Annotated in this window: 12 protein-coding genes and 1 tRNA gene; 6 read left to right on the top strand and 7 right to left on the bottom strand. The window is 66.8% G+C overall.

Features of this window, described 5'->3' with window-relative positions:
- Positions 1–18: 18 nt before the first annotated feature.
- From gcvT to GQE99_RS17900, 4 genes are all read left to right on the top strand, one after another.
- Complete coding sequence (gcvT, locus tag GQE99_RS17915; protein ID WP_161353082.1) at positions 19–1,113, top strand: glycine cleavage system aminomethyltransferase GcvT; 1,095 nt, start codon at positions 19–21, stop codon at positions 1,111–1,113.
- A 17-nt stretch (positions 1,114–1,130) separates the two neighbouring features.
- Positions 1,131–1,490, top strand: coding sequence for a glycine cleavage system protein GcvH (gcvH, locus tag GQE99_RS17910; RefSeq protein WP_161353080.1), 360 nt, complete (start codon positions 1,131–1,133; stop codon positions 1,488–1,490).
- 39 nt (positions 1,491–1,529) lie between these two features.
- Complete coding sequence (gcvP, locus tag GQE99_RS17905) at positions 1,530–4,376, top strand: aminomethyl-transferring glycine dehydrogenase (protein ID WP_161353077.1); 2,847 nt, start codon at positions 1,530–1,532, stop codon at positions 4,374–4,376.
- A 73-nt stretch (positions 4,377–4,449) separates the two neighbouring features.
- Positions 4,450–5,451, top strand: a complete 1,002-nt coding sequence (locus GQE99_RS17900) for a class I SAM-dependent methyltransferase (protein WP_161353076.1) — start codon at positions 4,450–4,452, stop codon at positions 5,449–5,451.
- Between the two features lie 3 nt (positions 5,452–5,454).
- Here GQE99_RS17900 and GQE99_RS17895 read toward each other — a convergent pair whose 3' ends face one another.
- Positions 5,455–6,672, bottom strand: coding sequence for a geranylgeranyl reductase family protein (locus GQE99_RS17895; RefSeq protein WP_161353074.1), 1,218 nt, complete (start codon positions 6,670–6,672; stop codon positions 5,455–5,457).
- Positions 6,669–6,851, bottom strand: a complete 183-nt coding sequence (locus GQE99_RS17890; protein WP_161353073.1) for a hypothetical protein — start codon at positions 6,849–6,851, stop codon at positions 6,669–6,671. The genes GQE99_RS17895 and GQE99_RS17890 overlap by 4 nt, the downstream gene beginning before the upstream one ends.
- A gap of 77 nt (positions 6,852–6,928) precedes the next feature.
- Here GQE99_RS17890 and trxC point away from each other — a divergent pair, with 77 nt between their 5' ends.
- The gene (trxC, locus tag GQE99_RS17885; protein WP_161353071.1) at positions 6,929–7,375 is read left to right on the top strand and encodes a thioredoxin TrxC; all 447 of its coding nucleotides are present in this window, start codon (positions 6,929–6,931) and stop codon (positions 7,373–7,375) included.
- A gap of 56 nt (positions 7,376–7,431) precedes the next feature.
- Positions 7,432–7,507: transfer RNA gene (locus GQE99_RS17880), tRNA-Ala, on the top strand.
- A 25-nt stretch (positions 7,508–7,532) separates the two neighbouring features.
- Here GQE99_RS17880 and GQE99_RS17875 read toward each other — a convergent pair.
- From GQE99_RS17875 to choW, 5 genes are all read right to left on the bottom strand, one after another.
- Entirely contained in the window at positions 7,533–8,381 is an 849-nt protein-coding gene (locus GQE99_RS17875) for an oxygenase MpaB family protein (protein WP_161353069.1), read from the bottom strand.
- A 155-nt stretch (positions 8,382–8,536) separates the two neighbouring features.
- Entirely contained in the window at positions 8,537–11,038 is a 2,502-nt protein-coding gene (locus tag GQE99_RS17870; protein WP_161353067.1) for a GcvT family protein, read from the bottom strand.
- A gap of 90 nt (positions 11,039–11,128) precedes the next feature.
- The gene (locus GQE99_RS17865) at positions 11,129–11,806 is read right to left on the bottom strand and encodes a hypothetical protein (protein ID WP_161353066.1); all 678 of its coding nucleotides are present in this window, start codon (positions 11,804–11,806) and stop codon (positions 11,129–11,131) included.
- A gap of 70 nt (positions 11,807–11,876) precedes the next feature.
- Positions 11,877–12,893, bottom strand: coding sequence for a choline ABC transporter ATP-binding protein (choV, locus tag GQE99_RS17860; RefSeq protein ID WP_161353064.1), 1,017 nt, complete (start codon positions 12,891–12,893; stop codon positions 11,877–11,879).
- Complete coding sequence (gene choW, locus GQE99_RS17855; RefSeq protein WP_161353063.1) at positions 12,890–13,723, bottom strand: choline ABC transporter permease subunit; 834 nt, start codon at positions 13,721–13,723, stop codon at positions 12,890–12,892. Before choW ends, choV begins: the two co-directional genes overlap by 4 nt.
- Positions 13,724–13,730: the final 7 nt, after the last annotated feature.

The raw sequence follows: 13,730 nt of genomic DNA, 5'->3' as shown, positions 1-13,730 counted from the left end.
CCGGTGAGGGATCGGGCGATGAGTGACTTGAAGCGGACGGGGCTTTACGAACTGCACGTTGAACTGGGCGCCAGGATGGTGCCCTTCGCCGGCTGGGAGATGCCGGTGCAATACCCGCTGGGCGTGATGAAGGAGCATCTTCACACCCGCGCCGCCGCCGGGCTCTTCGACGTGAGCCACATGGGCCAGGTGATCCTGCGCTGCCCGCCGGAGGCGCTGGAAGCGCTGGTGCCGGTGGACGTGGCCGGGCTCGCCGAAGGGCGGCAGCGCTACGGTCTGTTCACCGACGAGAGCGGCGGCATCCTCGACGACCTGATGATCGCCAACCGCGGCGACCACCTGTTCCTCGTCGTGAACGCGGCGATGGCCGAGCGGGACATCGCGCACCTGCGCGAACACTTGGGCGACGCGGTGGAACCTGTCACGAATCGCGCATTACTGGCGCTTCAGGGCCCCAAAGCGGAAGAAACCCTTGCACGGATCGCACCTGGGGTGGCCGAGATGCGCTTCATGGACGTGGCGGTGATCCCCTCGGACTTCGGCGACCTCTGGGTTTCGCGCTCCGGCTACACCGGCGAGGACGGCTACGAGATCAGCGTCGAGGAGACCAACGCCGACCCTCTCGCCCGCGCGATTCTGGCGCACGACGCGGTCGAGACCATCGGCCTCGGCGCCCGCGATTCCCTGCGGCTCGAGGCAGGGCTGTGCCTTTACGGCACCGATATCGACACCACCACCACGCCGGTCGAGGCCGACCTCGGTTGGGCGATCCAGAAGGTCCGGCGCACCGAACGCACCGACTTCCCCGGCGCGGACGTGATCCTGGACCAGCTTGCAAACGGTGCGCCGCGCAAGCGGGTGGGACTCCTGCCCGAAGGGCGCGCCCCCATGCGCGCGGGCACCGTGCTCTACGCCGACGAAACGGATGCCGATCCGATCGGCACCATCACCTCCGGCGCCTTCGGCCCGTCCATCGAAGGGCCGATGTCGATGGGCTACCTGCCCGCCGACCGTGCGACCCCCGGCACCACCGTCTACGGCGACGTGCGCGGCAAACGGCGCCCCGCGACCGTGACGCCCCTGCCCTTCCGCCCCGCCACCTACAAACGCTGACCAACAGGAGAGATTGCATGAAATTCACCGAAGAACACGAATGGCTCGATGACGTGGACGGCATCGTCACCGTCGGCATCACGGCGCACGCCGCCGAGCAGCTGGGCGACATCGTCTTCGTGGAACTGCCCGACCCCGGCGCATCGGTATCCAAGGATGACGAGATCGTGGTGATCGAAAGCGTGAAGGCTGCCTCGGACATCCTCGCCCCCATCGACGGCGAGATCGTCGAGGTGAACGAAGCCATCGTGGAAGACCCGGCCAAGGTCAACGAGGACCCGGAAGGCGAAGCGTGGTTCTTCAAGATCAGGCCCGAGGACGTCTCGCAGATGGACGACCTGATGGACGAGAAAGAATACAAGGAATTCATCGGGTAACCGCGGGGGCCGGACGGCCCCGCGATGGAGGACAGCCACATGACGTTCACCCCGACCGGGTATGACCCCTACGACTTCGCCAACCGCCGCCACATCGGCCCCTCGCCCAGCGAGATGGACGAGATGCTCGCGGTGATCGGCGCGGACAGCCTCGAGGCGCTGATCGACCGGACCATCCCCGCGAGTCTCCGACAGGCCGACCCGCTCGATTTCGGCGCGGCGCTGAGCGAACGCGAGATGCTGCACCGGATGCGGGTCACCGCGGAGAAGAACGTGGTGCTGACCTCGCTCCTGGGCCAGGGCTACCACGGGACGGTCACGCCGCCCGCGATCCAGCGCAACATCCTGGAGAACCCCGCCTGGTACACGGCCTATACGCCCTACCAGCCGGAGATCAGCCAGGGCCGGCTCGAGGCCCTGCTGAACTACCAGACGATGGTGTCGGACCTCACCGGGCTCGAGATCGCCAACGCCTCGCTCCTCGACGAGGCGACCGCCTGCGCCGAGGCGATGACGATGGCCCAGCGCGTGTCCAAGTCGAAGGCCACGGGCTTCTTCGTCGACGAGAACTGCCACCCGCAGAACATCGCGGTGATGAAGACGCGGGCCGCGCCCCTTGGGATCGAGGTGATCGTGGGCGACCCCGACACGGTCGACCCCGAGGCAGTCTTCGGCGCGATCTTCCAGTATCCCGGCACCAACGGCGTGGTGCGCGATTTCACCGGCGTCATCGCGTCGCTGCACGAGGCGAAGGCGATCGGGATCGTCGCGGCCGACCCGCTTGCCCTGACCGTGCTGAAAGAGCCCGGGGCGATGGGCGCCGACATCGCGGTCGGCTCCACCCAGCGCTTCGGCGTGCCGATGGGGTACGGCGGGCCCCACGCGGCCTACATGGCCTCCAAGGACGCCTACAAGCGCGCGATGCCGGGGCGGATCGTCGGCGTCTCGATCGACGCGCGCGGCAACAAGGCCTACCGGCTCGCGCTCCAGACCCGCGAACAGCACATCCGGCGCGAAAAGGCGACATCGAACGTGTGCACCGCGCAGGCGCTGTTGGCGGTGATCGCGAGCTTCTATGCGGTCTTCCACGGCCCCGAGGGGCTGAAGGCCATCGCGCAGGACGTGCACCGCAAGGCGCTGCGCTGTGCCAAGGGGCTTGAAGCCGCCGGGTTCGAGATCGGTCCGGACGCCTTCTTCGATACCTTCACCGTCGAGGTCGGGCTCTTGCAGAAGGGCGTGATCACCGCCGCCCGGCGCGAGGGCGTGAACCTGCGTGCCGTCGGCAAGACCCGGGTGGCGATCACGATGGACGAGGCGATCAGGTCGCCCATCATCGAGGCCGTCTGGCGCGCCTTCGGGATCGAGGCGAAGGACGACCCGTCCGACACCGACTATCGCCTTCCCGATCCGATGCTGCGCGAAAGCGACTATCTCACCCACCCGGTCTTTCACATGAACCGGGCCGAGACCGAGATGATGCGCTACATGCGGCGCCTGGCCGACCGCGACCTGGCGCTCGACCGCGCGATGATACCGCTGGGTTCGTGCACGATGAAGCTCAACGCGGCGGCAGAGATGACGCCGATCAGCTGGCGCGAGCTGGCCATGCTCCACCCGCTCTGCCCCCCCGACCAGGCGCAGGGTTATGCCGAAATGATCCGCGACCTGTCCGACAAGCTCTGCACCATCACCGGTTATGACGCGATGTCGATGCAGCCCAACTCCGGCGCGCAGGGCGAATACGCGGGGCTTCTGACCATCGCCGCCTATCACGCGGCGAACGGGCAGTCGGAGCGCAACGTCTGCCTCATCCCGATGTCCGCCCACGGCACCAACCCCGCCTCGGCCCACATGGTGGGCATGGACGTGGTGGTGGTGAAGTCGGCCGAGAACGGCGACATCGACCGCGACGATTTCCGCGAGAAGGCCGCGAAGGCCGGCGACCGGCTGGCGGCCACGATGATCACCTACCCCTCCACGCACGGGGTCTTCGAGGAGACCGTGCGCGAGGTCTGCCGGATCACGCACGACAACGGCGGGCAGGTCTACATCGACGGGGCCAACCTCAACGCGCTCGTCGGGCTCGTGAAACTGGGCGAGCTGGGGGGCGACGTGAGCCACCTCAACCTGCACAAGACCTTCGCCATTCCGCACGGCGGCGGCGGCCCGGGCATGGGACCGATCGGGGTCAAGGCGCACCTCGCCGCGCACCTGCCGCCCGATCCGTTCACGGGCGCGACCGGCGCGGTGAGCGCCGCGCCCTACGGGTCGGCGTCGATCCTCGCGATTTCCTGGGCCTACGTGCTGATGATGGGCGGCGCCGGGCTGACGCAGGCGACGCGGGTTGCGATCCTGAACGCCAACTACATCGCCGCGCGCCTGAAAGGCGCCTACGACGTGCTCTACAAGGGGCCCACGGGCCAGGTCGCACACGAGTGCATCATCGACACCCGCCCCTTCGCCGACAGCGCCGGCGTCAGCGTGGACGACATCGCCAAGCGGCTGGTCGATTGCGGCTTCCACGCCCCCACGATGAGTTGGCCGGTCGCAGGCACGCTGATGGTCGAACCCACGGAATCCGAGACCAAGGCCGAACTCGACCGCTTCTGCGACGCCATGCTCGCCATCCGGGACGAGATCCGGGCGATCGAGGAGGGCACCGCCGACCGCGAGGCCAACCCGCTCAAGCACGCGCCGCACACGGTCGAGGACCTCGTGGGTGACTGGGACCGCCCCTATTCGCGTGAACAGGGCTGCTTTCCGCCGGGTGCCTTCCGGGTCGACAAGTACTGGCCCCCGGTGAACCGGGTCGACAACGCCTATGGCGACCGCAACCTGGTCTGCATCTGCCCGCCGCTCGAAGAGTACGCGGAGGCGGCCGAGTAATCCTTTCGCGAACTGGCAAAACCCGGCCCCCGTTGCTATCCCGGTCTTCGGGATCAAGGGGCCGGGGAAAGGGATGCCGGAACGAAACCGTTTCACGGGCAAGATGGAGCCGTCCATCAGGGATTACGACCTGTCGGAGGCGCTCGACCTCGTCGACCGGCGCTTCGGAATCGACACGCTCATGCGCGATCTGACGGCACCGCGCGACCGGCTCGTGGCCGCGTATTACAAGCAGTCGCGCAAGGGCTACGAGCACTACCACCGCGACGCCTCGATGCATTACGCGCTTTGCGAGGGCGAGGATTACGACCACGACGGGCTCTACGCGCAGGCCCGCGCGGTGATCGCGCTGGCGCGCCGGACCGGGGCGAAGCGCATCCTCGAAATCGGCTGCGGACAGGCGTTCAATGCGCGCCACGTGGCGCAGGAGCTGCCGGGGGTGGAGGTCATGGGCCTCGACCTGATGCAGGACCACGCGGACCGCGCCAACGCCCGCGCGGCCGAGGCGGGGCTCTCCAACTTCCACGCGGCGCAGGGCAGCTTCACCGCGTTCCCGCAGGACGCCGGACAGTTCGACATCATCTTCGCGGTCGAAACGCTGTGCTACGCGGACCGGGACGAGATCGACAGTATCGCGGGCCATCTCTTCGACCACCTCGTCCCCGGCGGGCATTTCATGATGCATGACGGGATCCGAAAGGCGGACTGGGACGACTACCCCAGGGATCTGCAGACCGCGCATGTCCTGAACGAGCTCTGCATGGCGGTCACCAACGACTTCTTCTCCGAGGGCGAATGGGAGGCGGCGCTCGTGCGCGCCGGTTTCGTCGACATCACGACCGAGGACCTGTCGCAGCAGACGCTGGGCACGGTGCGCCGGATCGCCCGGATGGGGGTGCTCTACACCACTCGGTGGAAATACCGGCTGATGATGCGCTTCGTGCCGAAATACCTCGCCCGCAATTCCGTCTCGGGCCTCTTGTCGATCTTCGCGCTCTTCGGAAGCGCGAAGGAGCCCGATGTCCGCAAGGGGATCGTCAAGTACCTGCTGGTGACGGCGCGCAAGCCGGAGTGACGCTCAGCGCCCCGCGGAGCGTTTGAACAGAGTGGGCCAGCTCGAGAGCTTCGTGGCCATGCGCACCATCGCGTGCCGCGCCATGCGCCGTTCGATCTCGGCATAGGTGGCCTTGCCGCTCACCACCTCGAACAACGCGTCACGCAGGCGGGTGGAGGTCGCGAGCTTTTCCTTGAACATCGCCCGCGTGCGCGACCCGTAGGCGATGACGCGCAGGCGGCGCACGTTGGCAAGGTCCGCCTGAATCGGTTTCACCCGCGGGAAATAGGCCCGGTCGGCGCGCTCCGGCCGCCCCTCCCCGATCACCTGCGCGGCAGCATCGGCGGCATGCGCGCCGCTTTCCATCGCCAGCGCGATCCCTTCCCCGGTGATCGCGTCGACGAACCCTGCCGCATCGCCCGCAAGCAGGATGTTGCCGCGCCCCGGCTTTTCCTTGAAGTCGCCGAAGGGAATATGCGCGCCCTTGATCTTCACGCTGGCCGGGTCCACCCCCTCGTGCGCGAGGTAGCGCTCCATCCGCGCGCGCAGGTCCTGGTCGAGACCCCGGATCGATACCACCCCGATGGTCTGGCTCGTCGCCTTGGGGAAGTTCCAGCCGTAGCCCCAGCGCACGATCCCGAAGTCGATGGACATCCGCGTGTCGTCTGCATTGGTGGCCGGCACCTCGGCCTCGTAGGCGAAGCCGATCGTGTCGGTGTCGAACGCCTTGCCGAAAAGGTGCCGCGCCACCGGGCTTGCCACCCCGTCCGCGCCGATCAAGACCTTGAAGCCGACCGCTTCACCGCCGTCGAGCCGCAGCCGGTTCTCCCTGTCCCGGATCTCCGCCACGCGCGTGCCTTCGCGGATCTCTGCGCCGGCAGAACGCGCGAGATCGACGAGCCAGTGATCGAAATCCTCGCGGAAAGTGTACTTGAACGGGTAGGGCTGATCGAAATCGGCCAGGTGTTCGCCGTCCCAGCGAAAACCCATCTTCGTGGAGCTGAGCGTGATCCCGGCCGGCATCTCGGCATCGAAGATATCGCGCAGCGCCTGCTGGCTGCGTGGCGTGATGCCGGCCCCGCAGAGCTTGGGACGGGGAAAGGTCGCCTTGTCGATGACGAGCACCGACAGCCCCGCCCGGCGCGCGCGTATCGCGGCAGAGGTCCCGGCCGGGCCGGCCCCCAGCACGATCACGTCATAGCTGTTCGGATCGCCCATCTGCGCCCCGTTGTCTCGGCTCACCGCGTTCTACGGGAAATGTCCTCTGCCGAGAAGGCGATATCGCGCGCCGCCAGCCAGGCGGCGAAGCGCGTGACCTTCTCGTCCAGGCTACAGGTCGCGGGGGCCCGGTCGAGCTCGCGCTGGTACGCCTCGCGCAGGCGAAGCTGCTCGTCGCCCGGCACCTCGGTCCATTTTCTCATTCCGGCGCCTTTCACGCTTGAAACCCGGTGCGAGCGATATACATATTCATACAAATGAATGCAAAGGGACGCCTCCGATGAGCAAATTCGTGAAACTCACCTGCCTCGACTGCGGCAGCCTCAACCGCGCACCGGAAGACAAGCTGGGCGCGGGTCCGAAGTGCGGCACCTGCGGGGCCAAGCTGACCGACGGCAAGGTGCGCGAACTCGATCCGCAGACGCTCGCGAAGGCATCGAAGTCGGACGGCCTGCCGCTTCTCGTGGATTTCTGGGCGCCCTGGTGCGGCCCCTGCCGGATGATGGCGCCGGAATTCCAGAAGGCGGCGAAAGCGCTCGCCCCGAACGCCCGGCTCGCCAAGATCAACACCGAGGATTTCCCGAACGTCTCGATGAAGAACAACATCCGCGGCATCCCGGCGCTGATCCTTTACCAGAACGGACGCGAAGTGGCCCGCCAGGCCGGCGCGATGCCCGCGAAATCCATCGAGGACTTCGTGCGCTCGCACGCGAAAGTCGGCGCCTGAAAACAGGCAAATCCCGCTTGACACCAAGGCCGGAAACAGCCAGATAGCGCAGCGTTGGGGCCGTAGCTCAGTTGGGAGAGCGCGTCGTTCGCAATGACGAGGTCAGGGGTTCGATTCCCCTCGGCTCCACCAAATTCCCACCCTTTCCATCACACCGTCAATCGGCCCGGGCCGGACCGTTCCCGAGTTGAGAGATCACGTAGCCGCCCGGATAGGTCGGGCGCTTGCGGGCGGTGATGAGGCGGGGGGTTTTGCGGCGCGGCAGGCGGCGCAGGATGGCCGCGCGCAGTTTCATGGCCCGCAACACGGCCCGGCGTACCGCGGGTCGTGGCGGCTCGTACCCCATCGCGGCCAGGAGCGGTTCGTCCATCAGCGACAGGGCAACGGGGTGGCCGAGGCGAAACAACGGACGCGGCAGGTAGAACCCCAGAAGCAGGTCGAGCGAGGCATCGGCGATCCGCTTGTTCGAGCGCGCGAAACGGAAGTGGCGTTCCTCGTACTCGCGGTTCAGCCGGTCGAACCCCTCGTAATCGCGCGGACTGCCCGCGATCCCCATACGTTCGCCCAGCGCGCGGTAATAGTTCGTCCAGGCGCGGATCTCTTCCGGCGTGAAGGGGCGTTTGCCGTGGCGCGCGCACCAGCGAACGGGTTCGCACACGAAGGTCGACAGGACGTAGAGCATATCGTCGTTCGAAATCCGGAAGCGCCCGTGGATCGCGTTGATGCGGTCGACCGCTTCGCGCCCGCGCGGCGAGTCGAGCCCGTGCTCCATCGGTTCGGACAGCAGAAGCTCGGTGTCGTCGTAGCGCTTGCGCGGCTCGGTTTCGAACTTGCCGGTGCGCGCCAGCAGGCCCGAGATCGACGGCACGGCGTAGGTCCGAAACAGCGCGAATTCCAGCGCCCGTTCGATGTCCCAGGCGAACTCGATGGCCCCCAGCCACCGCGCGATGGCTTCGTACTCCGTATCCGGGTCGCGGCCCAGGCCGCTGTCCTGCGTGATGGTCATGCGCCTTGTCCCGTGGCTCGTCGCCAGTGTCGCCCCGGCCGGCCGGCAACACAAGTGCGCACCACGATTGAACAATCGCGATCTTTCAAGGCGGGAACACCTGCATTCCGTGTTCCCGCCTTTCAGTTTCCCTGCATTGTGCCGGAAACGGCCGCTCAGCCGTCCTGGCGGATGCGCGCGTTGGTCGGGTCGTGTGGGCTGTCCTCGACGATCTCCGCGTCCCAGAGCCTGTTCTGCATCTTGACCTTGAGCCTGGTGCCCACCTCCGCCTTGTCCGGCTGGACATAGCCCATCCCGATCGACTTGCCGAAAGCTACCGCGTAGCCGCCCGAGGTGAGGCGCCCGACGCGGGTGTCGCCATCGTAAAGCGCCTCGCGCCCCCAGGGGTCCGCATCCTCCGGCCCGTCGATGAGAAGGGTCACGCATTTCGACCGGATCCCCGTGTCGATCATGGCGGCCTTGCCGTGGAACTCCTTGTCGAGATCGACGAAGCGGTCGAGCCCCGCCTCGAGCGGCGTGGCATCCCGGCCAAGCTCGGTCCCGAAGGCGCGGTAGCTCTTCTCCTGCCGGAGCCAGTTCTGCGCCCGCGCGCCCACCAGCTTCATCCCGTGCTTCTCACCCGCTTCCATCAGGCGGTCCCAGAGGTAGTTCTGCATCTCGATCGGATGATGAAGCTCCCACCCCAGCTCGCCCGTGTAGGCGACGCGCACGGCGTTCACCGGGCACATCTTGAGCTCGATCTTGCGCATCGACAGCCACGGGAACCGCTTGTTCGACAGCGCGGTCTCCGGGTCGGCATCGACGATCAGTTCCTTGAGAATGTCGCGGGCCTTCGGGCCGGCCAGCGCGAAGACGCCCTGGCGGGTGGTCCAGTCCTCCACCTCGATCCGGCCGAACTCCGGCTCCTTGTCCTCGACCGCCTTCATGAGGAAATCCTCGTCATAGGCGTGCAGACCGCCCGACGAGATCAGCATGAAGCGATCCTCGGCCTCGCGGATGATGGTGTATTCCGTGCGCGTCGTGCCCGCATCGGTCAGCGCGTAGGTCAGGTTGATGCGCCCGACCTTCGGCAGCCGGTTGGTGGTGAACCAGTCGAGGAACGCTGCCGCCCCCGGCCCCTTCACGAGGTGCTTGGCGAAAGCAGAGGCGTCGATGAGACCCGCGGTGGTGCGCACCGCGTCGGCCTCGTCCCTGGCGTATTGCCACCAGCCGCCCCGGCGGAAGGACCGCGACGCGTGGTCGAAATCCTCGGGGGCATCGACGGGGCCGTAGTAGTTCGGACGCTCGAAGCCGTTGACGACACCGAACTGCGCGCCGAGCGCCTTCTGCCGGTCATAGGCCGGCGCGGTGCGCAGCGGACGGCAGGCTTCGCGCTCTTCGTCCGGGTGGTGCAGGATGTAGACGTGGGAATAGGCTTCCTCGTTCTTGCGCGCCCCGTACTCGGTCGTCATCCAGTCCTGGCCGTAACGCTTGGGGTCAAGGCTGGCCATGTCGATCTCGGCCTCGCCCTCGACCATCATCTGGGCGAGGTAATAACCGGTGCCGCCGGCGGCCGTGATCCCGAAAGAGAAGCCTTCGGCGAGCCACATGTTGCGCAGGCCCGGCGCGGGACCGACGAGCGGGTTTCCGTCGGGCGTGTAGCAGATCGGGCCGTTGTAGTCGTCCTTCAGACCCACGGTTTCCGAGGACGGGATGCGGTGGATCATCGACATGTATTCTTCCTCGATCCGGTCGAGATCGAGCGGGAACAGGTCGGCGCGGAAGCTGTCGGGCACGCCGTGCTCGAAGCGCGCGGGCGCCCCTTCCTCGTAAGGTCCGAGGATCCAGCCGCCGCGCTCCTCGCGCACGTACCACTTGGCATCCGCATCACGCAGAACCGGGTGCTGCTCGTGGGACTTGCGGTACTCGACGAGTGCCGGGTCGGGTTCGGTCACGATGAACTGGTGCTCGACCGGGATCGCCGGCATCTTGATGCCCAGGAGCTGCGCGGTGCGTTGCGCGTGGTTGCCGGTGGCGGTGACGACATGCTCGGCGTGGATTTCGAACTCTTCCTCGGTGCCGATCAGGTTGCCGCCCTTCTCTCCCATGATGCGGCCCTTGACGATCCAGTGGTCGCCCGCCCATTCGTAGCTGTCCACCTGCCGCTTGCGCAAGATCTCGACCCCACGCTGGCGCGCACCCTTGGCCATCGCCATCGTCACGTCGGCCGGGTTGATATAGCCATCAGTCGGATGGAAGATCGCGCCCTTCAGGTCGTCGGTATGGACCAGCGGCCAGCGGTCCTTGATCTGCGCGGGCGTCATCCATTCGTAGGGAACGCCCACCGTCTCGGCGGTCGAGGCATAGAGCTCGTACTCGTCCATCCGCTCCTGCGTCTGCGCCATCCGCAGGTTGCCGACGACGAAGAACCCGGCGTCGAGCCCGGTCTCTTCTTCCAGCGTCTTGTAGAACTTCACCGAGTAATCGTGGATGTGGCTCGTCGCGTAGCTCATGTTGAAGAGCGGCAGAAGGCCGGCCGCGTGCCAGGTCGACCCCGAGGTCAGCTCGTCGCGTTCCAGCAGGACGACATCCGACCATCCCGCCTTCGCCAGGTGATAGGCGATCGAGGTGCCGACCGCACCGCCACCGACAACCAGTGCTTTCACATGTTTCGCCATCGTGCGACTCCCTTGACCGTCCGGCCACACAATGGCTGATCAAACTGCGCGGTGTCCCACTGGCCCGACGATTTGCGGCGCGAAAACGACCTAGCGGGCGCTGCGTTTCAGGAAATTGTCGACCGGGAGAACGGGGCGCAGGATGTCGGCCAGCTCGTCCAGCTTGGGGTCCTCGGGATCGAAGAGCGCGTAGCAGACGAAATCCTCGACGATTGCCGCCTGCTGTTCGTAGCCGAAGGACAGGAACTCCTGCGCGCCCTCCGATTCCCACCAATAGGGATCACGCGATTCGATGCTCTCATTTCCCGCGGCCAGCGGCGAGTAATTCGTGCGGTCCCGGTTCTGCCATTGCCAGACATGCACCAGTTCATGCGCCATCAGCACGGTGTCCGGATAGAGCGCACGCTCGGGCAGGCCCATGAAGGCGTCGTGCGGATACCAGCGATAGGAATAGTAGATGTCGTCGCCCAGCACGAAGGCCGCCGGCCAGCGCCAGTACTTGCGCGGGTTGGGCTTGCGCACGCAAAGATCCTCGGGCGGTTCGCGCGGCTCCGGGTCCTGGGCCGCCTCCCCCTTTGCAGCCGCGGGCCGGGCGTCCTTCACGGGCAGCGGCAGCACGCCCACGCCCGCCAGCACTTCGATCTCTTCTGTCTCCAGCGTGTCGCCGAAGAGGGTGCGCGCGAAGACCGTCTCGTTCGGGGTCAGAGACCGGGAACACCCGGCGACAAGCGCGAGAGCGGCAAGACCGAAGACAAGGGGAGCGCGCACGGGGACACCTCGAAGACTGCTCGTTTCGCGAAGCCTAACCGATTTGGCCCCGGTTGAAAGGTGGTTCGGGTCAGCCGCGCGGGTTGATGAGCCGCGCGACCACGCTTTCGTGCGTGACCCGGCCGATGGGTGTGCCGTCCTCCGTCACGGCGAGCGCATCGGTCGTGGCGAGGCGCGACATGACTTCCTGCACCTTGGTGTCCGCCGCGATCTCGCCCTCTGCCTCCCCGGGTTCCATCACGTCGCGCGCGGTGAGCACGCCGAGCGGGTTCATGTGGGCCACGAAATCGGCGACGTAGTCGTTGGCGGGCGCGGTGAAGATGTCGCGCGGCGTGCCGCACTGGACGATCCGCCCGCCCTCCATGATCGCGATCCGGTCGCCGATCTTGAACGCCTCGTCGAGGTCGTGGCTGACGAAGATGATGGTACAGCGGAACTTCTGCTGGAGGTCGAGAAGCTCGTCCTGAAGCCGCGTGCGGATCAGCGGGTCGAGCGCGGAATAGGGCTCGTCCATCAAGAGGATCGGCGCACCGGTGCAGAAGGCGCGGGCGAGGCCCACGCGCTGCTGCATCCCGCCCGACAGCTCGCTCACCATCCGGTCCGCCCAGTCGGTCAGGCCCACGATGTCGAGCTGCTCGTCCACCTTGGCCTTGCGCTCCGCCTTCGACTGACCGCCGAGTTCGAGCCCGAGCCCGACGTTGTCGCGCACCGTGCGCCAGGGCAGCAGGCCGAACTGCTGGAACACCATCGAGACCTTGTTGAGCCGCATGTGGCGTAGGGTGGCCGCGTCCGCATGGGTCACGTCCACCATCCGCTCCCCGTCCGACACGTGCACCGCGCCACGCACCACGGGGTTCAACCCGTTGACGGCCCGCAGGAGCGTTGATTTGCCGGAGCCCGACAGCCCCATGAGCACGAGGATTTCGCCCTCGGCCACCTCGAGCGAACAATCGTGGACGCCCAGCACCTGGCCGGTCGCCTCCTGCACGGCCGCGCGGTCCTGCCCCTCGTCCATCAGCGGCAGCGCGCTTTCGGGCGCGTCGCCGAAGACGATGGACACCTTGTCGAAAACGACGGTTCCGGTCATTTGCGCTCGATCCTCAGCATCCGGTCAAGGATGATCGCCACGACGACGATCACGAACCCGCTCTCGAACCCGAGCGCGGTGTTCACCTGGTTCAGCGCCCGCACCACCGGCACGCCCAACCCGTCAGCGCCCACGAGCGCGGCGATCACCACCATCGAGAGCGACAGCATGATCGTCTGATTGAGCCCGGTCATGATCTGCGGCAGCGCGTAGGGCAGTTCCACCTTCCACAGAAGCTGGCGCCCGGTCGCCCCGAAGGCCTGCGCGGCCTCCTTGAGCGGCAGCGGCGTGGAGCTGATGCCGAGGTGGGTGAGCCGGATCGGCGCGGGCAGCACGAAAATCACCGTGGCGAGCAGCCCGGGCACCATCCCGATGCCGAAGAACACGATGGCCGGGATCAGGTAGACGAAGGTGGGCAGCGTCTGCATCAGGTCGAGCACGGGGCGCATGGCGGCGTAGAGGCGCGGCCGGTGCGCCGCCGCGATCCCGATGGGCACGCCGATCGTCATGCAGACCACGCAGGCCGACAGGACCAGCGTGAGGCTTTCGGTCGTCTCCTCCCAATAGCCCTGGTTGAGGATGAAGAGAAACCCGACGACGACGAAGCCCGCGATCTTCCAGTTACGCTGGAGCGCCCAGGTCAACGCACCGAAGACGAGGACCACCAACAGCGCGGGCGGGGTCTGAAGGCCCCACAGGATGCCCTCGATCATCGCTTCGCCCACGATGGCGATCCAGTCGAAGACCGGTCCGCCCACGTCCTGCAACCAGTCGAAGGCGGTCCGTGCCGCCTGCCCGACCGGGATTTTCGTGTCCTCGATCCAGTCCATCAGTCCC

It is taken from the genome of Maritimibacter harenae (genome assembly GCF_009882975.1).
Lineage (GTDB): Bacteria > Pseudomonadota > Alphaproteobacteria > Rhodobacterales > Rhodobacteraceae > Maritimibacter > Maritimibacter harenae.
This window is presented reverse-complemented; position numbering and strand designations above follow the sequence as displayed.

What these genes read in the sequence shown, in the direction of transcription:
- choV (WP_161353064.1), bottom strand. Translation starts at nt 12,893, where the DNA reads ATGACCGGAACCGTCGTTTTCGACAAGGTGTCCATCGTCTTCGGCGAC.
- gcvP (WP_161353077.1), top strand. Translation starts at nt 1,530, where the DNA reads ATGACGTTCACCCCGACCGGGTATGACCCCTACGACTTCGCCAACCGC.
- GQE99_RS17870 (WP_161353067.1), bottom strand. Translation starts at nt 11,038, where the DNA reads ATGGCGAAACATGTGAAAGCACTGGTTGTCGGTGGCGGTGCGGTCGGC.
- trxC (WP_161353071.1), top strand. Translation starts at nt 6,929, where the DNA reads ATGAGCAAATTCGTGAAACTCACCTGCCTCGACTGCGGCAGCCTCAAC.
- gcvT (WP_161353082.1), top strand. Translation starts at nt 19, where the DNA reads ATGAGTGACTTGAAGCGGACGGGGCTTTACGAACTGCACGTTGAACTG.
- GQE99_RS17875 (WP_161353069.1), bottom strand. Translation starts at nt 8,381, where the DNA reads ATGACCATCACGCAGGACAGCGGCCTGGGCCGCGACCCGGATACGGAG.
- choW (WP_161353063.1), bottom strand. Translation starts at nt 13,723, where the DNA reads ATGGACTGGATCGAGGACACGAAAATCCCGGTCGGGCAGGCGGCACGG.
- GQE99_RS17900 (WP_161353076.1), top strand. Translation starts at nt 4,450, where the DNA reads ATGCCGGAACGAAACCGTTTCACGGGCAAGATGGAGCCGTCCATCAGG.
- GQE99_RS17890 (WP_161353073.1), bottom strand. Translation starts at nt 6,851, where the DNA reads ATGAGAAAATGGACCGAGGTGCCGGGCGACGAGCAGCTTCGCCTGCGC.
- gcvH (WP_161353080.1), top strand. Translation starts at nt 1,131, where the DNA reads ATGAAATTCACCGAAGAACACGAATGGCTCGATGACGTGGACGGCATC.